The following is a 24,197-nucleotide window of genomic DNA, read 5'->3' as shown; positions in this document are numbered from 1 at the left end:
GGCGCGGGGCTACATGAGGGGGGTGAGGAAGCGCCGGAGCGCCTCTTCGTACCGGGCGGGGTCGGCGTTCCACATGGACGCGTGCGGGGCGTTCCTGACGGTGTGCAGGGTGACGAGGTCGGGGCGCCGGGCGGCGAGCTCCTGGGAGGGGCCCCAGGGGGCGAGGGTGTCGTCGGGGCCGTGGAAGATCAGGGCGGGGACGCGCATGACCTCCGGGTCGGCGGCCTCCTGGAGCCGGTCGCCGTGCAGGCCGGTGCGGCCCTGGGCGGCCCGGACGGCGAGCGGCAGGAGCCTGCTGGGGGTGCGGCGGGCGGCGGCGAGGGCGCGCAGGGTGGCCTGCCAGTCGAGGACGGGCGAGTCCAGGACGAGTCCGCTGATGCGGTCGCGCAGGCCGGAGTTGGCGGCGGCGTGCAGGGCCATCGCCGCGCCGGTGGACCAGCCGTGCAGGATGACGCGGTCGGCGCCGAGGCGGACGGCGTGCCGGATGGCGGCGTCCACGTCGCGCCACTCCGAGTCGCCGAGGTGCCCGAGGCCGTCCGGGGAGCGGGGGGCGCCCGGGTCTCCCCGGTAGGCGAGGTTGACCACGGGGAACTGGTGGCGGTTGAGGAAGGGGAGGAGATTGAGGGGGTGGTGCCGGGTGGTGCCGAGGCCGTGGACGGTGATGACCCAGGTGCCGCGGGCGGCCGGCACGAGCCAGGCGGGGAGGGTGCCGAGCTCTCCGGGGATCTCCAGGTCCTCGTGGGCGAGGCCGAGGGAGTCCGCGGGGGTGCCGCTGTAGAGCTGGGGGGTGATCCGGACGCGGCTGCCGGTGCGCGGGGTGCCGTGCTCCACGCGCTCCAGGCTGCGTACGACGGTGTCCGCGGTGTGGGCGACGCCGTCGTCGACGGGGCCGACGACGGCGTGCAGGTCGTTCCCGGCGAGGCCGTAGATGCCGGGGCGCAGGGCGGCGAGGCTGCGGGTCAGGGTGATCCGGCCGGGCGCCGTGTCGTGGACGGTGAGCCGGGGGTCGCCGGGCAGGGGCCGGTCGGGCGGCGTTCGCAGGGCCGCGTCGCTGGCGTACCGGCCGGCCGCGATGGCGGCCGCACCGATGCCTATCAGGGTGGTGACGGCCGCTGCCGTCGCTGTAGCCGGGCGCACCCTCCCAGTGTCGGTACGACGGCCATGCCCTGCCAGTGGGCGGCCCCGGGCCCCGCGCCCCTGCCCCGGAGGGCGGGTCAGGCGGGGCGGCCGTAGCCGTGGAGCTTCTCGGCGGCCTCGTCGAGCTGGGCCGGGGTGAGCAGGGAGGGGGTGCGGCCGGGGAGCGTGCTGGCGGTGAGCCAGACGTGGCACATCCATTCGAGCTGGGCGGTGCGGTCGTAGGCCTGGGTGAGGGTGTCGCCGTAGGTGAGGGTGCCATGGTTGCGCAGGAGGCAGCCGGTGCGGCCGTCGAGGGCGTCGAGCACATGGCCGGCGAGTTCCTGGGTGCCGTAGAGGGCGTACGGGGCAACGCGGACGGGGCCGCCGAGGGCGCCGGTCATGTAGTGCACGGCCGGGAGCTCGGTGACGAGGGTGGAGACGGCGGTGGCGTGGACGGCGTGGGTGTGGACGACGGCGGCGGCGGAGGTGTTCCGGTAGACGGCCAGGTGCATCGGCAGCTCGCTGGTGGGTGGGAGCGTGCCCCGTACCGGCCGGCCGTCGAGGCCGACGGCGAGGAGGTCCTCCTCCGTGAGACGGTGGTAGGGCACCGCGCTCGGGGTCACCAGGACGAGGTCCCCGACGCGGACGGAGACATTGCCCGACGTCCCGACGACCAGGCCGTCCGTGACGGTCCTGCGGGCCGTGGCCACGAGCTCCCGCCAGGCCTCTTCGAGAGTCTGTTCCATGGGGTCCATGGGGTGATCGTGCCAGCCGGGGCGGGCGGCCGCGCCGACGTGATCAGTATCTCTTCGGGAGGGCCGGGCAGACCGCCCGAAGAGGCGCGCGAGAGCCCGAAAGCCGCGTCCTGCCCCGAAACCATGGGCCGGAGGGCCGCTTCGAACGGAAAGCGGAGGGACATGCACCCGAATGGGGACACCCCCGCAACCCTCCCAGTTCACCTTCCGTTCACTCAGGTTGCCTACGTTCATCCAGCCACTGACGTCAAACGATTGCCTGGGTAAATGGAACACATCACGCTGCTGCTCGCGATTGTGGTCGTGACAGCTCTCGTGTTCGATTTCACGAACGGTTTCCACGACACCGCCAACGCGATGGCGACGACCATCTCGACCGGTGCCCTCAAGCCCAAGACGGCGGTGGCCATGTCCGCCGTGCTCAACCTGGTCGGCGCGTTCCTGTCCGTCGAGGTCGCCAAGACGATCTCCGGCGGGATCATCAACGAACAGGGCATTCGTACAGAAGTGATCTTCGCGGCGCTCGTCGGCGCCATCCTGTGGAATCTGCTGACCTGGCTCCTGGGCCTGCCGTCCAGCTCCTCCCACGCCCTCTTCGGCGGCCTCATCGGCGCCGCGGTCATGTCGGCCGGCTGGTCCGCCGTCAACGGCAGCACCATCGTCACCAAGGTCCTCATCCCCGCGATCGCCGCGCCGCTCGTCGCCGGTCTCGCCGCGATGGTGGCCACCAAGCTGACGTACAAGATCGGTGCCCGTACGGACGAGAAGCACACCGCCAAGGGCTACCGCGCCGGCCAGATCGCCTCCGCCGGTCTCGTCTCCCTCGCGCACGGCACCAACGACGCCCAGAAGACGATGGGTGTCATCACCCTCGCCCTGGTCACCGGCGGTGTCCTCGTCCCCGGCGCGAACCCCCCGATGTGGGTCATCGTCTCCGCCGGTGTGGCCATCGCGCTCGGTACGTACCTGGGCGGCTGGCGCATCATCCGCACCATGGGCAAGGGCCTCACCGACCTGCGTCCGCCGCAGGGCTTCGCCGCCCAGACCAGCGCCGCCACGGTCATCCTGGCCTCCTCCCACCTGGGCTTCTCGCTCTCCACCACGCAGTCCTGCTCCGGCGCCGTGATGGGCGCGGGCCTCGGCCGCAAGGGCGGTGTCGTCCGCTGGTCGACCGCGACCCGGATGTTCGTCGCCTGGGGTCTGACGCTGCCGGCCGCCGGTCTGGTCGCCGCCGCCGCCGAGTTCCTGACCGCTCAGGGCACCTGGGGTGTCTTCGCCGTCGCCGGTCTGCTGATCGCCGGTTCCACCGCGATCTGGGTGGCCTCCCGCCGCAAGCCGGTCGACCACACCAACGTCACCGACGACGAGCTCGACGAGCCCGCGGGTGTCGTGACCACCGCCATCGCGGCCGTCACCCCGCCGCCGGCCGGTGCCGTCGTCGCGGACACCGACCTCAAGACCACCATCGCGGCCCCGGCCGCGTCCCCCGCCGACCCGGCGGCCCCGGCCGCCGCCACGGTCTAAGGAAAGAAACGCATGAAGATCGACTGGGCAGCTCTCGGCACCGTCTTCGGTGTCAGCCTCGTGGCCACCGTCGCTCTGGTGGGCCTGTTCACCCTCGGCATCGTCGGCCTCTCCAAGCAGGAGTCGGCCGCCGCCCAGGGAGGCTCCGCCACCCTGGCCCGTACCGGCGCCTACGCCTGCTTCGCGCTCTGCGCGGCGGCCGTGGCGTACGGCATCTATCTGATCGTCGTCTGACCACGGCGCTCCACGGCATACGGAAGGGGCGGGCCGCACCACAAGGTGCAGTCCGCCCCTTCCGTATGCGCAGGTCAAGGGTGAGTTGACGGGCATTCGGGCAGCGTGGTGGACTGCCGGGGCCATTACGGCGGCAGTAGAGGAAGTCCGGTGCGAATCCGGCGCGGTCCCGCCACTGTGACCGGGGAGCTGATCCCCGGGAGCCAGGAACTCTCACCGCCGGTCACGTCGAGCCAGGGCGCGGACCCTGAGTGAGGACATTGCGCCATGCCTGGCCGCAGCAGAGCGACCGCTGTCTACGCGTACGGCGCCACCGCAGGACTGGTGGCCGATCTCGTCCTGGGGGACCCCCGCCGGGGCCATCCCGTCGCCGCCTTCGGCCGGGCCGCCGGAGCCGTCGAGCGCGCGCTCTGGCGCGACCACCGCGGCTGGGGCGCACTGCACACCGCCGTCTGCGCCGGAGGAGCCGCCGCCGCCGGCGCGCTCGCGGCCCGCGCCGTACGCGGCCACGGCGCCGCGTCCGTCGCCCTGACCGCGGCCTGCGTCTGGTCCGTCGTGGGCGGCACGTCCCTGGGCCGCGAGGCCCGCGCCATCGGCGGGGCGCTCGCCGCCGGAGACCTGGAGGTGGCCCGCGAGCGGCTGCCCCATCTGTGCGGCCGTGACCCGCAGGCCCTGGACGGTCCCGGGATCGCCCGCGCCGTGGTGGAGTCCGTCGCCGAGAACACCTCCGACGCCGTGGTCGGCGCGCTGGTGTGGGGCGCGGTGGCCGGGGTGCCGGGGCTGGCCGGCTTCCGGGCCGTGAACACCCTGGACGCCATGGTGGGTCACAAGTCGCCGCGCCACCGCCGCTTCGGCTGGGCCTCGGCCCGCCTCGACGACCTCGCCGGCTGGCCCGGCGCCCGGCTCACCGCCGCCCTGGCCACGGCCGCCGGCGGCGACCCGCGCGGCGCGCTGCGGGCCTGGCGGGCCGACGCGGGCAAGCACCCGAGCCCCAACGCCGGCCCGGTGGAGGCCACGTTCGCGGGCGCGCTCGGCGTACGGCTCGGCGGCACCCTCTCGTACGGCGGCCGGGTCGAGCACCGGCCCGTGCTCAACGGCGACGGCCGGGCCGTCGAGGTGGCGGACATCGAACGCGCGGTGCGGCTGTCGCGCCGGGTGAGCGCGCTCGCCCTGGCCGCGTGCGTGGGCGGGCGGCTGGCCGTGACGGCCATGAAGCGGAGGCGTACATGAGGGGCGGGAGCGGGGGCGGCCCCGGCGGCGGGCTGATGGTCGCCGGGACAACGTCGGACGCGGGCAAGAGCGTCGTGACGGCCGGCATCTGCCGCTGGCTGGTCCGCAAGGGAATCAAGGTCGCGCCGTTCAAGGGGCAGAACATGTCCCTGAACTCCTTCGTCACCCGTGAGGGCGCGGAGATCGGCCGGGCGCAGGCCATGCAGGCGCAGGCCGCGCGCGTGGAGCCGACGGCGCTGATGAACCCGGTCCTGCTGAAGCCCGGCAGCGACCGCTCCAGCCAGGTCGTGCTCATGGGCAAGCCGGTCGGCGAGATGAGCGCCCGCGGCTACCACGGCGGACGGCAGCGCGAGCTGTACGAGCCGGTCGTGGCGTGCCTGGAGGAGCTGCGGGGCACGTATGACGCCGTGATCTGCGAGGGGGCCGGAAGTCCGGCGGAGATCAATCTGCGCCGCACCGACATCGTGAACATGGGCATAGCGCGCGCCGCGCGCTTCCCCGTCGTCGTGGTCGGGGACATCGACCGGGGCGGGGTGTTCGCCCAGTTCTTCGGGACGACGGCGCTGCTCGCGCCCGAGGACCAGGAGCTCGTCGCCGGCTATCTCGTGAACAAGTTCCGGGGCGACGTGACGCTCCTGACGCCGGGACTCGACATGCTGAAGGGGCTCACGGGACGGCCCACGTTCGGCGTCCTGCCCTACGCCCACGGTCTCGGCATCGACGAGGAGGACGGGCTGCGGGTCTCCCTGCGCGGCGCGGTCCGTGAATCGGAGGTGGCGCCGCCGGTCGGCGAGGACGTGCTGCGGGTCGCCGTGTGCGCGGTCCCCCTGATGTCCAACTTCACCGACGTGGACGCGCTCGCCGCGGAGCCCGGTGTGGTGGTGCGGTTCGTGGACCGGGCCGAGGAGCTCGTCGACGCCGACCTGGTCGTCGTCCCCGGCACCCGGGGGACGGTGAAGGCGCTGGCCTGGCTCCGTGAGCGCGGCCTCGCCGACGCGATCGGGCGCCGGGCGGCCGAGGGCCGGCCGGTGCTCGGCATCTGCGGCGGCTTCCAGGCCCTGGCGGAGCGGATTGTGGACGACGTCGAGTCCCGGGCCGGCGAGGTCGCGGGGCTCGGGCTGCTGCCCGTGGACGTACGGTTCGCCCCCGAGAAGACCCTCGCGCGGCCCGTCGGTGAGGCCCTCGGCGAGTGGGTCGAGGGGTACGAGATCCACCACGGCGTCGCCGACGTGCGCGGCGGCGAGCCGTTCCTGGACGGCTGCCGAGTCGGCGCGGTGTGGGGCACGCACTGGCACGGGTCGCTCGAGAGCGACGGCTTCCGGCGGGCGTTCCTGCGGGAGGTCGCGGCCGCGGCGGGCCGCCGTTTCGTACCCGCGCCGGACACGTCCTTCGGCGCGCTCCGCGAAGAACAGCTGGACCGCCTCGGCGACCTGATCGAGGAGCACGCCGACACCGACGCGCTGCTGCGGCTCATCGAGCAGGGCCCGCGGGCGGGGCTGCCGTTCGTGCCGCCGGGGGCGCCGTGAACGGCCCCGGCCACGCGCCCGCCTGGGCGGAGCGCAACGAGCCCGTACGACCGTCCACCCGGCCGTCCCGGCACTGCCCCCGGGCAGGCGGGACCGCCCTCCCCCACCATGCCGACGTGCCCGAGCACTGCACTTCCCTCGAAAGGGGTACCCGTTAATGGCCTCGGCTCCCTACCCGTTCACCGCCGTTGTCGGCATGGACGACATGCGGCTCAGCCTGCTGCTCAACGCCGTCTCCCCGGCCATCGGCGGTGTCCTCGTCCGAGGAGAGAAGGGCACGGCCAAGTCGACGATCGTGCGCGGCCTGACGGCCCTGCTGCCCGCCATGGACGCCGTCGCGGGCTGCCGCTTCTCGTGCGCGCCCGAGGCTCCCGACCCGCAGTGCCCTGACGGGCCGCACGAGCCCGCGCCAGGCGTCACGCGTCCGACGCGGCTGGTCGAACTGCCGGTCGGAGCGTCCGAGGACCGGCTCGTCGGGGCGCTGGACATCGAGCGGGCCCTGTCCGAAGGCGTGAAGGCCTTCGAGCCCGGGCTGCTCGCCCAGGCGCACCGGGGCATCCTCTACGTGGACGAGGTCAACCTCCTCCACGACCACCTCGTGGACCTCCTCCTCGACGCCGCCGCCATGGGCGCCTCCCACGTCGAGCGCGAAGGCGTCTCCGTACGGCACGCGGCCCGCTTCCTGCTCGTCGGGACCATGAACCCCGAGGAGGGCGAGCTGCGGCCCCAGCTGCTCGACCGGTTCGGTCTGACCGTCGAGGTCGCCGCCTCCCGGGATCCGGAGCAGCGGGTCGAGGTCGTGCGGCGGCGGCTGGCGTTCGAGGACGACCCGGCCGTGTTCGCCACCCGCTGGGCGGAGGAGGAGGCCGCGCTGCGGGACCGGATCGTCGCCGCGCGCGCCCTGCTGCCGCAGGTGGTGCTCGGGGACGCGGCCCTGCTCCAGATCGCCGCGACCTGCGCCGCGTTCGAGGTCGACGGCATGCGCGCCGACATCGTGATGGCCCGTACGGCGACGGCGCTCGCCGCCTGGGCGGGCCGGACCGACGTCACCTCCGAGGACGTACGGCAGGCCGCGCTGCTAGCGCTTCCGCACCGCCGACGGCGCAATCCGTTCGACGCGCCGGGGCTGGACCAGGACAAGCTCGACGAGACCCTGGAGCAGTTCAAGGGCGACGACGAGCCCGACGACGACCCGGACCCGCAGGGCCCGGGCGACGGCGGTCCGGGCGGTGGGGGCGGTGTCCCTCCGCAGGGCGACGCGCCCGACCAGGCGCCTGAGCAAGGGCCCGAGGAGTCCCCCGAACCCGCGCCGTCCACCGGCGGTCCCGGTGCCGGGGAGCGGGCCGCCGTCAAGGCCGGTGAGCCGTTCCGTACGAAGGTGCTCAGCGTGCCCGGACTCGGCGAGGGCGCGGCCGGACGCCGCTCCCGGGCCCGTACCGAGCACGGCCGGACCACCGGCTCGACCCGCCCGCGCGGCGCGCTGACCAAGCTGCACCTGACCGCGACAGTCACCGCGGCCGCCCCGCACCAGAGGGCGCGGGGCCGCTCCGGCCCGGGTCTGGTGGTGCGCCGGGACGATCTGCGGCAGGCCACCCGCGAGGGCCGGGAGGGCAATCTGGTGCTGTTCGCCGTCGACGCCTCCGGCTCGATGGCGGCCCGGCAGCGGATGGGAGCGGTGAAGGGCGCGGTGCTGTCGCTGCTCCTCGACGCGTATCAGCGCCGGGACAAGGTCGGTCTGGTGACCTTCCGGGGCAAGGGCGCCGAGGTGGCGCTGCCGCCGACGTCGTCGGTGGACGCGGCCGCCGTCCGGCTCGAGGAGCTGCCGACCGGGGGCCGTACCCCGCTGGCGGCGGGCCTGCTGAAGGCACATGACGTACTGCGCGTGGAGCGGTTGCGTGATCCGTCGCGCCGCCCGCTTCTGGTCGTGGTGACGGACGGCCGGGCGACCGGCGGCCCCGATCCTGTGGCGCTGGCCGCCCGGGCCGCGCGGCTGCACGCCGCGGAGGGGACGGCGTCGGTCGTCGTGGACTGCGAGACGGGGATGGTGCGGCTCGGCCTCGCCGGGGACCTCGCCCGTGAGCTCGGCGGCACCGCCGTGACGCTGGACGAGCTGCGGGCCGACAGCATCGCCGGTCTCGTGAGGGACGTACAGGAATCGCACAGGACAACGAGGAGGGCCGCCTAATGCCGCAGGGACAGCCGACCGTCGTACCCGACGACGGTCTCACCACCCGTCAGCGCCGTAACCGTGCGCTGGTGATGGTGCACACGGGCATCGGCAAGGGGAAGTCGACGGCCGCGTTCGGGATGGCGCTGCGCGCCTGGAACCAGGGCTGGCCCGTCGGGGTGTTCCAGTTCGTCAAGTCGGCGAAGTGGAAGGTCGGCGAGGAGAACGCGCTCAAGGCCCTCGGCGAGACCGGCAAGGGCGGCACGGTCAGCTGGAACAAGATGGGCGAGGGCTGGTCGTGGATCCAGCGCGAGGTCGCCGAGGGCGAGCAGTCCCACGAGGAGAAGGCCCGTGAGGGCTGGGAGCAGGTCAAGCGGGACCTCGCTGCCGAGACGTACAAGTTCTACGTCCTGGACGAGTTCGCGTATCTGCTGCACTGGGGCTGGGTCGACACCGCCGAGGTCGTCGAGGTGCTGCGCGACCGCCCGGGTCAGCAGCATGTGGTGATCACCGGGCGGAACGCGCCGCAGGAGCTGATGGACTTCGCGGATCTGGTGACCGACATGTCGAAGGTGAGGCACCCGATGGACGCCGGTCAGAAGGGGCAGCGGGGCATCGAGTGGTAGCACGTCTCGTCATCGCCGCGCCGTCCTCCGGCGCGGGCAAGACCACGGTCGCGACCGGCCTGATGGCCGCGTTCGCCGGCCGTGGTCTGGCGGTCTCGCCGCACAAGGTCGGCCCGGACTACATCGACCCGGGCTACCACGCGCTGGCCACGGGCCGGCCGGGCCGCAACCTCGACGCGTTTATGTGCGGTACGGAGCTCATCGCGCCGCTCTTCGAGCACGGCGCGCGCGGCTGCGACCTGGCCGTCGTGGAGGGTGTGATGGGCCTGTACGACGGCGCCGCCGACCAGGGCGAGCTGGCGTCGACGGCGCAGGTCGCCAAGTTGCTGAAGGCGCCGGTGGTGCTGGTCGTGGACGCGTCGTCGCAGTCCCGCTCGGTGGCGGCGCTGGTGCACGGCTTCGCGTCCTGGGACCCGGAGGTGCGGATCGGCGGGGTGATCCTCAACAAGGTCGCCACCGACCGTCATGAGCATCTGCTGCGGGAGGCGCTCGGCGAGTCCGGGGTGCCGGTGCTCGGGGTGCTGCGGCGGGCGCCCGCGGTGGCGACGCCGTCGCGGCATCTGGGGCTCGTACCGGTGGCCGAGCGGCAGGCCGCGGCGGTGGAGGCGGTCGCGGCGCAGGCGGAGCAGGTGCGGGCGGGGTGCGACCTGGAGGGGCTGCTGGCGCTGGCGCGGTCGGCGCCGGAGCTGCGCGTGGAGCCATGGTCCGCCTGGTCGTGGGCAGGCGCTCCGCAGGGCGGAACGGGCGGGCACGGCCGCAGGCCGACCATCGCCGTCGCCGGCGGGGCGGCGTTCACGTTCTCGTACGCCGAGCACGCGGAGCTGCTGGAGGCGGCCGGCGCCGAGGTGGTGACCTTCGATCCGCTCAGGGACGAGGCGCTTCCCGAGGGGACGAGCGGGCTCGTCATCGGTGGCGGGTTTCCCGAGATGTACGGGGCGGAGCTGTCCGCCAACGAGCCGTTGCGCAAGGCCGTCGCCGAGCTGGCGCGCTCCGGTGCGCCGGTCGCCGCCGAGTGCGCGGGGCTGCTGTATCTGGCGCGGTCGCTGGACGGGAAGCCGATGTGCGGGGTGCTGGACGCCGACGCGCGGATGTCGGAGCGGCTGACGCTGGGCTACCGCGACGCGGTCGCGGTGAGCGACAGCCCGCTGGCCGCGGCGGGGACCCGGATGCGGGGGCATGAGTTCCACCGGACCGTCCTGGAGCCGGGTGCGGGCCCGGTTCCGGCGTGGGGGCTGCGGCAGCCGGAGCGGCGCGTGGAGGGGTTCGTACAGGGCGGTGTGCACGCGAGTTATCTGCACACGCACTGGGCGGCGGCGCCGGGGACGGCGTGGCGCCTGGCCGAGCACTGCCGCGAGGTTCGGCGTCCGTGACCCGCGTGACCTCCCTGTGCCGGGCCGTCGTCTCAGTGCGACAGGCCCACCACGAGCCAGATGAACGCCACCCCCGCGACCGTGCACGCCAGCGTGGAGCGCGCGGGGTGGTCGTGGTGTGCCTCGGGGAGGATCTCGGCCGCGGCGAGGTAGAGCAGCGCGCCGCCGAAGAAGCCGAGGTAGCTGCCGAGCAGTTCCTCGGGGAGGCTGAAGAAGAGCGTCGAGGCGGCGCCCACGATCGGGGCGAGCGCGTCGGCGACGAGCATGACCACGGCCTTGTGGCGGGCGTTCCCGTAGAGGCTGGTGATGGTGTACGTGTTGAAGCCGTCGGCGAAGTCGTGGGTGATGACGGCGAGCGCGACGGTGGCGCCCATGCCGCCGCCGATCTGGAATGCGGCGCCCAGCGCGATGCCGTCCATGAGGCTGTGTCCGACCATGGCCGCGGCGGCGGTCAGGCCGACCTGGGGGACGCGCTCGTCGCGGTCGGCGCCATGGGCGGCCTGACGGACCGCCAGAAGGCGTTCCACCAGGTGCGCGAGGAGGAACCCGCCGACGAAGAGCAGCAGGGCCTGCGGGACTCCGAACACCTCGGCCCCGGCGGCCTCGACCGCCTCGGGGAGGAGGTCGAGGCCGACGACACCGAGCATCAGACCGCCGGCGAGGCCGAGGACGAGGTGGCGCCGGTCGGTGACACGGCCGGCGACCCAGCCGCCGAACAGCGTCATCAGGAACGCGCCGAGCGCGACGAATACGGCCATGGGGCCTTGCTATCCGATCCGGCGGCCACCGCGCACATCCGGCCGTGTCGTGTCCCGGCCCGGCCCGGTGCCCGGTGAGCGGGCTCGTGGTCGGCGTCGGGGCCGGTCGGGGGGTGTCGGTGGACGAGGTGTGCGCGCTGGTGGAGGAGACGCTGCGGGGCGCGGGCCTGGCGTTGACGGCGGTACGGGCGCTGGCCACGGTCGAGGCGAGGGCGGCGGAGCCGGGGATCGTCGGCGCGGCGGCGCGGCTGGGGCTGCCGCTGGTGGCGTACCCGCCCGGCGTCCTGGCGTCGGTGCCCGTGCCGCACCCGTCCGGCCTGGTCCGGGCGCGGACGGGCACGCCCTCGGTGGCGGAGGCGGCGGCGCTGGCCTGGGCGAACGGCGGCGAACTCCTCGTACCGAAGCGGAAGTCACCCCCGCCGGCGCGGGTGACGTGCGCGGTGGCCCGGGTGACGGGTACGGCCATGGAGGGCCGGACGACCGCAGCGTCGGGGCGGGGCGGAACGGCCGAGGTGGGGTCGTCGACCGACCCCAAGCAGCCGTTATGCACCGATTCATCCGTCGCGAACGTGGCTCATCTGCGCGGTTGTTGACGGAGGGACCCGGGTACACCCGTGGGGAAACGGCTTTCGCCGCTCCCTTCGCCCCGGTCGTCCCCACCGGGGTACCCCGAAAACGGGTGCGGTCCGCCGATGTCGTCGGATCCACCCTGGAGTTGTCCCCGCGGCAGGCCGTTCCCCACGGCACGCCGTCCACCCCCCACCCACACCACGGCGGCCATGCATAGACACCCTGACATCCCCGACGTCCACCAGGTCGTCCACGATCTTCGTCACCACGGTGACGCGGAGGTACGGGACGAGAAGCTGATCGATCTCGCGGTCAATGTGCGGACGAACACTCCCCCGCCATGGCTGCGCGAGCGGATCGCCGATTCCCTCATGGGCCTGGCGGCCTATCCGGACGGGCGGGCCGCCCGGTCGGCGGTCGCCGCCCGACATGATCTGCAACCCGACCGGGTGCTGCTGACCGCCGGCGCCGCCGAGGCGTTCGTGCTGATCGCACGGGCGCTGCCGGTGCGCCATGCGGTGGTGGTGCATCCGCAGTTCACGGAGCCGGAGTCGGCGCTGCGGGACGCGGGGCACGACGTGACCCGGGTGCTGCTGCGGGAGGAGGACGGGTTCCGGCTCGATCCGGCCGCGGTGCCCGAGGACGCGGATCTGGTGGTGGTCGGCAATCCGACCAACCCGACGTCCGTGCTGCACCCGGCGGCGGCGATCGCCGCGCTGGCCCGTCCCGGGCGGACGCTGGTGGTGGACGAGGCGTTCATCGACGCGGTGCCGGGTGAGCGTGAGGCGCTGGCCGGGCGGACGGACGTACCAGGCCTGGTGGTGCTGCGCAGTCTCACGAAGACGTGGGGGCTCGCGGGGCTGCGGATCGGTTACGTCCTCGCCGAACCGGCGACGGTGAAGGCCCTGGAGCGGGCGCAGCCGCTGTGGCCGGTGTCGACGCCTGCGCTGGCGGCGGCGGAGGCGTGCATGTCGGCGGCGGCGCTGGCGGAGGCGGAGGAGGCGGCGCACAAGGTCGCCGTCGAGCGGGCGCATCTGCTGGCGGGCCTTGCGGAGTTCGACGAGGTACGGGCCGTGGAGACGGCCGAGGGTCCGTTCGTGCTGGTCCGGATGGAGCGGGCGGACGAGGTGCGGGAGCGGCTGCGGAGCCTGGGGTTCGCGGCGCGCCGCGGCGACACGTTCCCGGGTCTTGGCCGCCAGTGGCTCCGGCTCGCGGTAAGGGACCGGGCGACGACCAACCGTTTCCTGCAGGCGCTGGACCAGGCACTGGTGATGACCGGCTGCGCGATCCGGTGACGCGGGGCCCTGGGCACGGCCTGAGCACGGCCTGAGCACGGCCTGAGCACGGCCTGGGCACGGCCTGGGCACGGCCTGAGCGGCGCGCCCAGGGGCGCCCCGCGAAGGCCGTGGCGAATCCGGGCCTGTCCTGGGCGGCCACCGCGCCTCCCCTGCGTGCCGGAGGCGGCGCCGGGCTGCCCGAGGCCGGCCCGAGCGACTCAGGGCCGGTCCGAGGCGCGGCACCGGACTTGCCCGAGGCCGGACCGAGCGCGGCGCGTCGCGCGCTCAGGCCGCCTCCATGACGGGGGTCAGCCGCGGGCGCGGGCGCGGCGGTTGAGGGCGAGGGCTCCGGCGCCCGCGCCGACGAGGAGGAGGGCGCCACCGGTCACGTACGGGGTGGCGGAGCTGCCGCCGGTCTCGGCGAGGTTGGCGGTGGGCTCGCCGCCCTGCGCCGTGATGCCGGTGTCCCGGCTGCCGTTCGTGCCACTGGCGTCGTCGGGCTCCTGCGAGGGGGGCGCGGAAGGCTGCTCGGTGGGCTTGCCGCCGGGCCGCGGGGCCGTGCAGGTGGCCTCGGCGAGGGTGACCACGCCCTCGACCTCGGCGACGTTGAGGTTGAGCGGGTTGACGGACACCTTCAGTTCGAGCGCGGTGGCGGCGGCCGTGGTCGAGGTGGTCCGCGTACGGGAGAGGTCGAGGGTCACCTCGCCCACGCCGGGCACGGTGACCTTGGTCCGGCCGCCGGCGGTGAGCTTCACCTTCTTGCCGAGCACCGTGACATGACCGAGGACGTTCGACTCGGCGACCGGCTGCCGTCCCTTCTCGCAGACGGCCTTGGAGGTGACCTTCTCGACCTCGATCAGGGAGAGCAGCGGCAGTCCGGGCAGGTGGACGCGGGCCTTGGCGAGGTTGGCGAATCCCTCCGCCCTGGTCGGGGTGACCGTCGCACTGGCGGTGGCGACGTCGGCGCGCAGCACGCTGAAGGGCTTGCCCTGGTCGACGCCGTCCAGTCGCACGCTCAGCGCGGTCTTCCGGGCGCTCGCGGGCGCCTTGACCTCGTTGAGCGAGGCCTTGAGGGGGACGCTGACGGTCTTGTTGAGCAGGTTCACGTCGAGGCCGGTCCGCAGGACCACCGCGCCGGCCTGCCCCTGGGCGCCGGAGCCGGTGCCGGTGGCGTGCGCCGCGGGGGCGGTGAGCAGCACGGGGCCGGCGGCGAGCGCCACGGCGGCCGCGAGGGCGGCCGTGCGGCGTGCGGGCATGCGGAAGGTGTTGCTGTTCAAGGTGGTGGAACCCCCACAAGAGACATGGCGTCGCCCGGCGGCCCACGGGGACACGTGGCCACGGCGACTTGAGACACCGGAATCTTTACGCACTGAGGGTGAACTGACAGACACCTGAAGTGAGTTCATCCCAAAGGGTGGTTTCCGCGCTCGTATTCGAATATTCCGGCACAGGCGTTCCAGGAATCCCCGGAGCCTCACCGCTCCAGGGGGCGAGGGCAGGGCGCGCAGCTGTACACGCCGGAGCGCACGGAAAGTGTCATAACAAGCCAGGGCGACGTGCAGTCACGGAGCGTCAATCGCGCGCCTGTCGCAGCTCAGGGCAGCCAGACGGAAGGCCCGAGATTGCTTCTCGGACAGCCGTGCCATAAGTTAGGGCAGCCTAACCTAAAGAGATCGGGGTCGCTGTGACTATCGAGGCCATCCGGGACAGCTGGGGGATCCCGCATCTGAGGGCCGCCGACCCGGCCGAACTCGCCTTCGCCCAGGGCCGCCACACCGCGCTCGACCGCGCGTGGCAGCTGGAGGTCGAGCGGCACCGCGCCCAGGGCACCTCCGCGTCCTTCCTCGGCGCGGCCGAGACCGGCTGGGACACCTTCGCCCGCCAGGTCCGCCTCGCCGACACCGCCCGGCGCTGCTTCGAGCGGCTCGACCCCGCCACCGCCGCGTGGGTCACCGCGTACGTCGACGGCGTCAACGACGGGCTGGCCGAAGGGGCGGACCGTACGGCCGAGTTCGCCGACACCGGTCTCGCGCCCGGCCGCTGGGAGCCGTGGACGCCGCTGGCGGTCTGGCTCTCCACGCACATCCTGTTCGCCGGGTTCCCCACCAAGCTGTGGCGCGAGGAGGTCGCGCGGCGGCTCGGCGAGGAGTGGACCGAGCTGTTCGCCACCGACGGCCCCGGCACCTCCGGCAGCAACGGCTGGCTCGTCGCCCCCGGGCGGACCGCCACCGGCGCCGCGCTGATCGCGGGCGACCCGCACCGCTTCATCGAGGCGCCCGGCGTCTACCAGCAGATCCATCTGGCCTGCCCCGAGTACGACGTGGTCGGACTCGCGGTGCCGGGCGTACCGGGCCTGGCCCACTTCGGGCACACCGGGCACGTCGCCTGGGCCATCACCAACGCCATGGCCGACTACCAGGACCTGTACCGCGAGCGGCTGCGCCGGGTCGAGGGACGGCTGGAGGCGCTCGGCCCCGGCGGCTGGGAGCCCGTCCACACGCACACCGAGACGATCGAGGTCGCGGGCGGCGACCCGGTCACCGTCGAGGTGGCCGAGACCGAGCGCGGGCCGGTCATCCTGACCGCACCGGACGGCGCGAGCGCGATCAGCCTGCGCCATCCACCGCGCGTCACCGGCGACCTGGGGTTCTCGGCGCTGCCGGCGCTGCTGGCCGCCCGTACCGTCGACGACGTGGACCGGGCGTTCGACCGGTGGGTGGAGCCCGTCAACGTCGTCCAGGCCGCGGACACCGCGGGCGGACTGCTTCACCGGGTCGCCGGGCGGGTCCCCCTGCGCGACCGCGACAACTCGCTGCGGGTGGTCCCCGCCTGGGAGGCCGCCCATGCCTGGCAGGGCTGGCACGACCCGCTCCCCCGCGCCGAGGTCGACGGCGTCGCCGTGATGGCCAACGCGCGCGGCCTGGCCACACCGCTCGGCATCGAATTCGCGGCCCCCCACCGCGCGCGCCGGATCGCCGAGCTGCTGGAATCGTCGACGGCATGGTCGGCGACGGACATGCCGACGATCCACACGGACACGCATCTCGCCTCGGCGGCGGGGCTGCTGGCGGTGGTGGAGGCGGTGGGCACGGGCGGCTCTGCGGAGGGGGCGGTTGCGGAGGCCGAGGGGGCCGGAGTCCCGGCCGCCCGCGGCTCGGACGCGGCGGGTTCGGATGCCCTCGCCACAGGCGCCGGAGCGCCGGCCGGCCGACGGCCGCTCTCCCCCGGCGCCGAGGCGCTGCGGGCGCGGCTGCTCGGCTGGGACCGGCGGATGGACGCCGCCTCCGCCGACGCGGGGGCGTACGCGGCCGTACGCGCGGCCGTCGTGCGGCGGATCGCGGCGCACCCCGCGCTCGCCCCGCTCGCCGAACCCCCCTCCTACCCCGCGCTGTTCCAGCCGTGGCTCGCGCTCGTGCCGCGGGTCGCCTACGCGTTGGAGATGCTGCTGACCCGCGGGCCCGTACCGGCCGCCGACATCGCCTCGGCCGTACGCGACGCGCTGGAGGAGGTCGCGGCCGGCGAACCGCCGCGGGCCTGGGGGGAGACCCACCGGCTCGCGCCGTGGAGCGCGCTGCCCGACCGGGACGACGCGCGGTGGCCCGGCCTGGACGGCGACCACGACTGCGTCATGTCCACTTCCAGCGTGCCGGGTGTCACCGACCGCAGCGCCCGCGCTTCGGCCGCCCGTTACGTGTGGGACCTCGCCGACCGCGACAACAGCCTGTGGGTCGTACCGTTCGGTGCGTCCGGTGTCCCGGGCGACCCGCACCAGACCGACCAGCTGCCGCTGTGGCTGCGCGGGGAGCTCGCGCCCGTGATCACCGACTGGGACCGCCTGGCCCGCGAGCAGGGGTCCAAGGAGCTGTACGAGCAGACCGTCGAGGGGTTCGGCACGGTCCGGGTCGCCCCGGTCGACCCCGCGCGGGACGCGGCCCTGATCCACTCCTGGGTGAGCCAGGAGCGGGCCAGGTTCTGGGGCATGGGCGAGGCGACGGTGGAGCAGGTCCGGGAGATCTACACGCACCTGGACTCGCTCAGCACCCACCACGGCTTCCTCGTCACCCTCGACAGCGTGCCGGTCGCGCTGTTCCAGACGTACGAGCCGGACGCCGACCGGGTCAGCGAGTGCTACGACGCCGCGCCGGGCGACCTCGGGGTCCACCTGATGCTCGCTCCGGCCGGCGGCGACGCGCGCCCCGGCTTCTCCGGCAAGGTCCTCGGCGTACTCCTGGACTTCGCCCTCCAGGGCCACGACCGCCTCGTCGCGGAACCGGACGCGGCCAACGAGAAGGCGATCGCCCGCCTGGTCCGCCTCGGCTTCGGCCTGGGCCCCGAGGTCGTGCTCCCGGAGGTGGATCTCCCAGAGGTCTTCATCCCCGAAAAGCGAGCCCGTCTGGCGTTCTTCACCCGCTGAGCCACGTGCGGGCCGGGGCGCCGGCCCCGGCCCGGCGAGGGGCGCTCCGGCGCGTAGCCGGACAGCGCGAGCACCGGCGCCCGCCGACCGACGGGTGCCGAGGCTCGCCCCGCCCGGGCTGCGCCACGCCACCGCCCTGCCCAGCCAACAACGCTCCGGCACGCGGCCGCACAGCCGACCGCAGGGGGTGGGAACACCCACCGCCGTCGGCGCGCTGGCTCGGCGGGGGCCGAGCGGCGGCGCCCACCGGCCTCCCGCCAACCGCCGGAACCTGCCTGCGCGCGCCCGGCGGGAACCGCCCCCGGCCAGGCCGTCGGCCCGCGCATGCGCCCCGCGCCCCGGCGGAAACAGACCGGCCGCCTACCGGCCCAGGCCACAAACCCCGCCCGCACCGCCCCCGCTCGCCCCCGCCCCCTCAGCCCACCACCCGCCCAGAGACAACAATCCCCCGCGGCGCCGCCAGCACCCGTACGTCCGCCCGGGGGTCGTCGTCGTAGACCACCAAGTCCGCCGGGGCGCCCTCCTCCAGGGACGGGCGGCCCAGCCAGCGCCTGGCCGACCAGGTCGTCGCCGAGAGGGCCTCAAGGGGTGGGATGCCGGCCTTCACCAGTTCCTCGACCTCGGCCGCTACCAGGCCGTGCGGCAGCGAGCCGCCCGCGTCCGTGCCGACGAAGATCGGCACGCCCGCGTCGTACGCCGACCGGACCGTGTCGTAGCGGCGCTCGTACAGCCTGCGCATGTGTGCCGACCAGCGCGGGAACTTGGCCTCGCCGCCGTCCGCGAGGTGCGGGAACGTCGCGATGTTGACCAGGGTCGGCACGATCGCGACGCCCCGCTCCGCGAAGAGCGGGATCGTGTCCTCGGTCAGGCCCGTGGCGTGTTCGATGCAGTCGATGCCGGCCTCGACGAGGTCCCGCAGGGAGTCCTCCGCGAAACAGTGCGCGGTGACCCGCGCGCCCAGCCGGTGCGCCTCGGCGATCGCCGCCTCCACCTCGGGCCGCGGCCAGCAGGCCGTCAGGTCGCCCGCCTCCCGGTCGATCCAGTCGCCGACGAGCTTCACCCAGCCGTCACCGCGCCGCGCCTCCCGGCCGACGTAGGCGACGAGGTCCTCCGGCTCGATCTCATGCGCGTAGTTGCGGATGTAGCGGCGCGTGCGGGCGATGTGCCGGCCCGCCCGGATGATCTTCGGGAGGTCGTCGCGGTCGTCGATCCAGCGGGTGTCCGCGGCGGACCCGGCGTCCCGGATGAGCAGGGTGCCCGCGTCCCGGTCGGTCAGCGCCTGCTTCTCGCTCGTGGCCTCGTCCACCGCGCCGTGCCGGTCGAGCCCGACATGGCAGTGCGCGTCGACCAGCCCGGGCAGCGCCCAGCCCCGTACGGTGTGCGCCTCGGCGGCCGGACGGTCGTACGTTATCCGCCCGTCGACGACCCACACTTCGTCCCGTACGTCCTCCGGGCCGACGAGCACCCGCCCCTTCACATGCAGCACCACGCGATCGCTCATGTCTGCACTGTACGAGCCCACCGACACGCCCCGGATACCCTCGGGCGCAGACGTTCGAGAAAGGCACCACCGTGACGCACCCGCTCCTGGACCTGCCCCCGCTGACCGCCGCGCGCTTCGCGGAGATCGAGCGGCGGGTCGCCGCCCTGCTCTCCACGGAACAGGACGTGGTGATCACCCAGGGCGAGGCGCTGCTGCCCCTGGAGGGATGCATCCGCAGCGGCGCGCGGGCCGGTTCCACCGCGCTGAACGTGGTCACCGGACCGTACGGGCAGACCTTCGGCAACTGGCTGCGGGACTGCGGGGCGCACGTCGTCGACCTGGAGGTGCCGTTCCACACGGCCGTCACCGCCGAGCAGATCGAGCGGGCGCTGGCCGAGCATCCGGAGACCGATTTCGTGTCACTGGTGCACGCCGAGGCGGCGACCGGCAACACCAATCCGGTCGCGGAGATCGGCGAGGTCGTACGGGCCCACGGCGCCCTCTTCTACCTGGACGCGGTCGCCTCGGTCGGCGCCGAGCCGGTGCTGCCGGACGCCTGGGGCGTCGACATGTGCATCATCGGCGCGCAGAAGGCGATGGGCGGCCCGGCGGGGGTGTCGGCGGTATCGGTGAGCGCGCGGGCGTGGGAGCGGTTCGCCGCCAACCCGGCCGCTCCGCGGCGCTCGTACCTCTCCCTGCTGGACTGGAAGGAGCGCTGGATCGACGGCGGCCGCCCGGCGCTGCTGCACGCTCCGGCACAGCTGGAGATGCTGGCCCTTGAGGCGTGCCTGGAGCGGATCGAGGCGGAGGGCCTGGACGCCCTGATGGGCCGGCACGCCTCGGCCGCGGCGGCCACCCGCGCGGGCGCCCTGGCTCTGGGCGGGGGTCTGGAGCCGTACGTGTACGAGGCCGCCGAGGCGGCCCCGGTGGCGACGACGCTGCGTGCCCCGGCCGGGACCGACGCCTCGGAGCTGGTGGCGAAGGCGCTCGCCGCCGACCCGTCCGTGCCGCTTGCCGCCGGTGGCGGCGCGCTCGCCGGAGAGATGATCCGGGTCAACCACTACGGCGTGGACGCGACGCCCGAGATGGCCCGCCGGTCGCTGGCGGCGCTCGGGGCGGCGCTCCGCGACAGCGGCGCGGTGGTGGACCTGGCGGCTGCGGAGCGGGCCGTCACCGAGGCGCCGCGCTGAACCCGAGCCCATCGAGCACCGCCGCGCGACAGGCCGGTCACCGAGGCGCGGCCCTGCCCACGGGCCGGGCCGTCACCGAGGCGCCGCGCTGAACCCGAGCGCATCGAACACCGCCGCGCGACAGGCCGGTCACCGAGGCGCGGCCCTGCCCACGGGCCGGGCCGTCACCGAGGCGCCGCGCTGCCTCCGAGCCCATCGAACACCGCCGCGCTCACCGGACGCAGCCCTGACCGCGAGCCGCGTCGGCGCCGCACGCCGTCACCGAGGCGCCACGCTGACCGCGAGCGCGTCGAGCAGTGCCGCGACCGGCGGGGCCGGGGGGCCCGCCGGGAGCGCGAGGGAGACCGGGACGGTCAGTCCCGGGAGCGTACGGAAGACGATCCGGTCGGTCGGCGGGAGCGGGCCGACCGGGTAGAAGACCGTCCAGGACGGCTCGGGGGCGGCGGCCAGGTCGGTCAGGGTCTCCTGGAGGGTGGTGAACTCCGGCCCCGGCACCCAGCCGGGCAGCGCGGCGGTGACCAGGTCGTGGAAGGCGGGATTGGCCTCGCGCGGCGCGAGCCGCAGGGGCAGGCGCACCAGCCGCTCAAGGTCGAGCCCGGCGCCGGGCCCCGCGGCGGGGACCGGCCGGCCGGCCGCACCGGCACCGGCCCCGACGCCGACGGGCTCGGCGGCGGCAGGCGCCGCGGCCAGGTCGAAGGACGCCAGGTCGAAGGACGCCGGGTCGAAGGACCCTGGGTCGTACGACGCCGGGAGCGCGGCGATCAGCGGGTCCGACCACAGGTGGTGGAGGGTGAGGCCGTCGGCGTGGCGCAGGGTGCGCACCAGGGCCGCGTCGAAGAGCCCTGAGCGTACGGCGGCGAGGCGGGCGTCCTGCGGGGCCCGTTCCAGGCGGACCCGAAGTCCCGGGCGGCCGGCCGCGAGGGTGTCCAGGGCGCGGTAGACCCGGTCCGCGAAGGCCCGGCTGGTGCCGAGCCGTACGAGCCCGTCGGTGCCCGCGGCGATCCCGGCGGCGGTCTCGCGCAGCCGGGCGCTCGCCGCGAGCGCGGCTCTGGCCTCCGGCAGCAGCCGCTCCCCGGCCGAGGTGAGCCGTACGTGCCGGGTGGAGCGGTCGAAGAGGCGCAAGCCCAGCTCCCGCTCCAGGCGGGCGATCTGCCGGCTGACCGCCCCTTGGACGATGTGCAGCCGCTCGGCGGCCCGGCCGAAGCCGAGCTCCTCCGCGACCGCGACGAAGTACTCCAGCTGACGCAGTTCCACAGGACCGCTCCCCCCAACCCTCGCCGATCGATGTCATCCACGTACGTGTCACCCCCGTACGTGTCATCTACGTTCGTGATCACTGTGCTGCTCAACTGCTTCTTGGTCGCGCCGGGTTCCCGGGATGGACTGGCTCTCGGCATTCGGGCCGGAGCGAAGGAGGGCTGGGTGCGTCCTCTGGTGGTACGAGGGAGCGCGGCGGAGCGTGTGGAGCTGCCGTCGGGGGCGTGTTCCGGCTGCTGGCGGACGGGGACGCCACGGGCGGGGCGCTGGGCGGGAACCGGCTGACGCCGCCGGCCGGCGCGGACGGCGCGAAGCCGCACGGCATCCGCGCTCAACGGAGGTCTTCCACGTCCTGGACGGCGCCTTGGACATGTGGCCGGAGCCGGAGCGGGTACGGGTGGCCGCCGGCGACCTGGTCGTCGTACCGCCGGGCCTGCCCCACGCCTTCGGGGCGGCGCCGCACGCGCCGGCGGATCTGCGTGCACTTCACCCAAGAAGAATCGTGACGATGATTTCCGGATCGTGAAAGCGGAAGGCGACGGGAAAGAGCCCGAACGGCGCCGGGAGATGAAATTCGGCGGCCCCATCCGTCAGAAACTGGAGAATCACCGGGACAATTTCAAGATGATTAGGTCCCCGCATTCTTCTGCCCGGTTCCCCCGACCTCAAACACCAAGATTTTCAAGCGGGCGAGCGGGCGTTTCGCCCCTGTGACGGACTCCACACCACAAGCGATATGCCCGGATATTACCGGGCATATCGGCCATTTCTGCGACCGTCCGCGCGGGGCACGCGCCCGCGCGATAACACATGGGAAGCCGCCTGCCCAGACCTGCGGGGAATGCAATCCAAGAATTCCCTCGGTAAATTCCCTCGGCATGACCGCAGCACAAGCAGCCATTGTTCTGGACAGCCCACGAGTGGAGGACGGAGCCGCGATCTGGCGTATCGCCCGCGACTCCGAGGTTCTGGACCTCAACTCCTCGTACAGCTATCTGCTGTGGTGCCGTGACTTCGCCGCCACCTCGCTGGTGGCCCGCGGCGCGGACGGCGAGCCGGTCGCCTTCGTCACCGGATACATACGGCCGGAACGCCCCCACACCCTCGTCGTCTGGCAGATCGCCGTCGACCACACCCACCGCGGCCGGGGCCTCGCCGGGGTGCTCCTCGACGCGCTGACCACGCGGGTCGCCTCCCGTGGCATCGACACGGTCGAGACGACCGTCACCCCGGACAACACCGCATCGGACCGACTGTTCACCTCGTACGCCCGGCGCCATGACGTCCCCCTCGCCCGCGAAGTCCTCTTCGCCGGGGACCTCTTCCCGGACCGGGCCCACCAGCCCGAAGTCCTCTACCGCGTCGGCCCCCTCCCCTCCCGCCCCACAGGAGATTCGCTGTGACTGTCACCACCCCCCTGGACCACCTGAGCGTCTTCGAGACCCTGGAGTCGGAGGTGCGCAGCTACTGCCGCGGCTGGCCCGCCGTCTTCGACACCGCGCAGGGCGCCCGGCTCACCGACGAGGACGGCCGGTCCTACCTCGACTTCTTCGCCGGCGCCGGATCGCTCAACTACGGCCACAACAATCCCGTACTGAAACGGGCGCTGCTCGACTACATCGAGCGGGACGGCATCACCCACGGCCTGGACATGGCCACCACCGCCAAACGCGCCTTCCTGGAGACCTTCCAGGAGGTGGTGCTGCGGCCGCGCGACCTGCCGTACAAGGTGATGTTCCCCGGCCCGACCGGCACCAACGCCGTGGAGTCCGCGCTGAAGCTGGCCAGGAAGGTGAAGGGCCGCGAGTCGGTCGTCTCCTTCACCAACGCCTTCCACGGCATGTCGCTGGGCTCGCTCGCCGTCACCGGCAACGCGTTCAAGCGGGCCGGGGCCGGGATCCCGCTGGTGCACGGCACGCCGATGCCGTTCGACCACTACCTCGACGGCCAGGTCCCGGACTTCCTCTGGTTCGAACGGCTCCTGGAGGACCAGGGCTCCGGGCTCAACAAGCCCGCCGCGGTGATCGTGGAGACCGTGCAGGGCGAGGGCGGTATCAACGTCGCCCGTCCCGAGTGGCTGCGGGCCCTCGCCGACCTGTGCCACCGCCGCGACATGCTGCTGATCGTCGACGACATCCAGATGGGCTGCGGCCGCACCGGCGGCTTCTTCTCCTTCGAAGAGGCCGGGATCACCCCGGACATCGTCACCCTCTCCAAGTCCATCAGCGGCTACGGGCTGCCGATGTCGCTCTGCCTGTTCCGGCCCGAGCTGGACGTCTGGGAGCCGGGCGAGCACAACGGCACCTTCCGCGGCAACAATCCGGCGTTCGTCACCGCCACCGCCGCCCTCGACGCCTACTGGGCCGACGGGCAGATGGAGAAGCAGACCCTCGTCCGCGGCGAGCAGGTCGAGCAGGCCCTGCTCGCGATCTGCGAGGAGAACTCCGCCTACGGCGCCCACTTCCGCGGCCGCGGCCTGGTCTGGGGCCTGGAGTTCGCCGACCGGTCCCGCGCCTCGGCGGTCTGCGCCCGCGCCTTCGAGCTGGGCCTGCTGCTCGAGACCTCCGGCCCGGAGAGCCAGGTCGTCAAGCTCCTGCCGCCGCTGACCGTGACGCCGGAGGAGCTGGACGAAGGTCTGCGCACCCTGGACCGCGCGGTCCGCGAGACCGCCTGAACACCGCACGTACGAAGGGAAGTTGC

The 24,197-nt window shown here is 73.9% G+C and carries 20 protein-coding genes and 1 riboswitch; of the genes, 14 read left to right on the top strand and 6 right to left on the bottom strand.

The window, feature by feature from the left end:
* Positions 1–9: 9 nt before the first annotated feature.
* A complete protein-coding gene (locus IEZ01_RS08610) occupies positions 10–1,137 on the bottom strand; it encodes an alpha/beta hydrolase (protein WP_189200793.1) in 1,128 nt (375 codons plus the stop codon).
* Between the two features lie 77 nt (positions 1,138–1,214).
* On the bottom strand, positions 1,215–1,871 hold the full coding sequence (locus tag IEZ01_RS08605) for a class II aldolase/adducin family protein (RefSeq protein WP_189200791.1): 657 nt from the start codon (positions 1,869–1,871) through the stop codon (positions 1,215–1,217).
* Between the two features lie 267 nt (positions 1,872–2,138).
* On the opposite strand from IEZ01_RS08605, the gene IEZ01_RS08600 reads away from it, so the two are divergent.
* From IEZ01_RS08600 to IEZ01_RS08570, 7 genes are all read left to right on the top strand, one after another.
* Complete coding sequence (locus IEZ01_RS08600; RefSeq protein WP_189200789.1) at positions 2,139–3,395, top strand: inorganic phosphate transporter; 1,257 nt, start codon at positions 2,139–2,141, stop codon at positions 3,393–3,395.
* Positions 3,396–3,407: 12 nt separating this feature from the next.
* On the top strand, positions 3,408–3,629 hold the full coding sequence (locus IEZ01_RS08595) for a hypothetical protein (RefSeq protein WP_019885258.1): 222 nt from the start codon (positions 3,408–3,410) through the stop codon (positions 3,627–3,629).
* A 92-nt stretch (positions 3,630–3,721) separates the two neighbouring features.
* Positions 3,722–3,861: riboswitch (cobalamin riboswitch) on the top strand.
* Positions 3,862–3,896: 35 nt separating this feature from the next.
* Complete coding sequence (locus IEZ01_RS08590; protein ID WP_189200787.1) at positions 3,897–4,859, top strand: cobalamin biosynthesis protein; 963 nt, start codon at positions 3,897–3,899, stop codon at positions 4,857–4,859.
* A complete protein-coding gene (locus tag IEZ01_RS08585; protein WP_189200785.1) occupies positions 4,856–6,385 on the top strand; it encodes a cobyric acid synthase in 1,530 nt (509 codons plus the stop codon). The genes IEZ01_RS08590 and IEZ01_RS08585 overlap by 4 nt, the downstream gene beginning before the upstream one ends.
* Before the next feature lie 157 nt (positions 6,386–6,542).
* Positions 6,543–8,570: a putative cobaltochelatase gene (locus tag IEZ01_RS08580; protein ID WP_189200783.1), complete on the top strand. Its 2,028-nt coding sequence runs from the start codon at positions 6,543–6,545 to the stop codon at positions 8,568–8,570.
* On the top strand, positions 8,570–9,178 hold the full coding sequence (gene cobO / locus IEZ01_RS08575) for a cob(I)yrinic acid a,c-diamide adenosyltransferase (protein ID WP_019885262.1): 609 nt from the start codon (positions 8,570–8,572) through the stop codon (positions 9,176–9,178). Before IEZ01_RS08580 ends, cobO begins: the two co-directional genes overlap by 1 nt.
* Complete coding sequence (locus tag IEZ01_RS08570; protein ID WP_189200781.1) at positions 9,172–10,548, top strand: cobyrinic acid a,c-diamide synthase CobB; 1,377 nt, start codon at positions 9,172–9,174, stop codon at positions 10,546–10,548. Before cobO ends, IEZ01_RS08570 begins: the two co-directional genes overlap by 7 nt.
* Before the next feature lie 32 nt (positions 10,549–10,580).
* Here IEZ01_RS08570 and IEZ01_RS08565 read toward each other — a convergent pair whose 3' ends face one another.
* Positions 10,581–11,306: a ZIP family metal transporter gene (locus tag IEZ01_RS08565; RefSeq protein ID WP_019885264.1), complete on the bottom strand. Its 726-nt coding sequence runs from the start codon at positions 11,304–11,306 to the stop codon at positions 10,581–10,583.
* Between the two features lie 74 nt (positions 11,307–11,380).
* Between IEZ01_RS08565 and IEZ01_RS08560 the strand changes: the two genes are divergently transcribed.
* Together IEZ01_RS08560 and cobC are read left to right on the top strand one after the other, a co-directional pair.
* Positions 11,381–11,899 (top strand): cobalamin biosynthesis protein, encoded by a 519-nt coding sequence (locus IEZ01_RS08560; RefSeq protein WP_308427154.1) that lies wholly within the window; start codon positions 11,381–11,383, stop codon positions 11,897–11,899.
* Positions 11,900–12,085: 186 nt separating this feature from the next.
* Positions 12,086–13,171, top strand: a complete 1,086-nt coding sequence (gene cobC / locus IEZ01_RS08555) for an Rv2231c family histidinol phosphate aminotransferase CobC (RefSeq protein ID WP_189200779.1) — start codon at positions 12,086–12,088, stop codon at positions 13,169–13,171.
* A 290-nt stretch (positions 13,172–13,461) separates the two neighbouring features.
* Here cobC and IEZ01_RS08550 read toward each other — a convergent pair whose 3' ends face one another.
* Positions 13,462–14,430: an SCO1860 family LAETG-anchored protein gene (locus IEZ01_RS08550; protein WP_028797386.1), complete on the bottom strand. Its 969-nt coding sequence runs from the start codon at positions 14,428–14,430 to the stop codon at positions 13,462–13,464.
* A 407-nt stretch (positions 14,431–14,837) separates the two neighbouring features.
* Here IEZ01_RS08550 and IEZ01_RS08545 point away from each other — a divergent pair, with 407 nt between their 5' ends.
* A complete protein-coding gene (locus IEZ01_RS08545; RefSeq protein ID WP_189200777.1) occupies positions 14,838–17,567 on the top strand; it encodes a GNAT family N-acetyltransferase in 2,730 nt (909 codons plus the stop codon).
* A gap of 415 nt (positions 17,568–17,982) precedes the next feature.
* Here IEZ01_RS08545 and IEZ01_RS08540 read toward each other — a convergent pair whose 3' ends face one another.
* The gene (locus IEZ01_RS08540; protein ID WP_189200775.1) at positions 17,983–19,068 is read right to left on the bottom strand and encodes an amidohydrolase family protein; all 1,086 of its coding nucleotides are present in this window, start codon (positions 19,066–19,068) and stop codon (positions 17,983–17,985) included.
* 71 nt (positions 19,069–19,139) lie between these two features.
* Between IEZ01_RS08540 and IEZ01_RS08535 the strand changes: the two genes are divergently transcribed.
* Positions 19,140–20,240: a pyridoxal-phosphate-dependent aminotransferase family protein gene (locus IEZ01_RS08535; protein WP_189200773.1), complete on the top strand. Its 1,101-nt coding sequence runs from the start codon at positions 19,140–19,142 to the stop codon at positions 20,238–20,240.
* Between the two features lie 258 nt (positions 20,241–20,498).
* On the opposite strand, the gene IEZ01_RS08530 is transcribed toward IEZ01_RS08535, so the two are convergent.
* Positions 20,499–21,494: a LysR family transcriptional regulator gene (locus IEZ01_RS08530; protein WP_189200772.1), complete on the bottom strand. Its 996-nt coding sequence runs from the start codon at positions 21,492–21,494 to the stop codon at positions 20,499–20,501.
* A 124-nt stretch (positions 21,495–21,618) separates the two neighbouring features.
* Here IEZ01_RS08530 and IEZ01_RS36005 point away from each other — a divergent pair, with 124 nt between their 5' ends.
* From IEZ01_RS36005 to ectB, 3 genes are all read left to right on the top strand, one after another.
* On the top strand, positions 21,619–22,023 hold the full coding sequence (locus IEZ01_RS36005; RefSeq protein ID WP_078513265.1) for a cupin domain-containing protein: 405 nt from the start codon (positions 21,619–21,621) through the stop codon (positions 22,021–22,023).
* Between the two features lie 352 nt (positions 22,024–22,375).
* Entirely contained in the window at positions 22,376–22,900 is a 525-nt protein-coding gene (ectA, locus tag IEZ01_RS08520; RefSeq protein ID WP_189200768.1) for a diaminobutyrate acetyltransferase, read from the top strand.
* A complete protein-coding gene (gene ectB / locus IEZ01_RS08515) occupies positions 22,897–24,171 on the top strand; it encodes a diaminobutyrate--2-oxoglutarate transaminase (RefSeq protein WP_189200766.1) in 1,275 nt (424 codons plus the stop codon). Before ectA ends, ectB begins: the two co-directional genes overlap by 4 nt.
* The last annotated feature ends 26 nt before the right edge of the window (positions 24,172–24,197 follow it).

The sequence above is a fragment of the Streptomyces purpureus genome, from assembly GCF_014648195.1.
Lineage (GTDB): Bacteria > Actinomycetota > Actinomycetes > Streptomycetales > Streptomycetaceae > Streptomyces > Streptomyces purpureus.
Note: the sequence above shows the minus strand (reverse complement) of the source record. Positions and strands in the feature narration are given on the sequence as shown.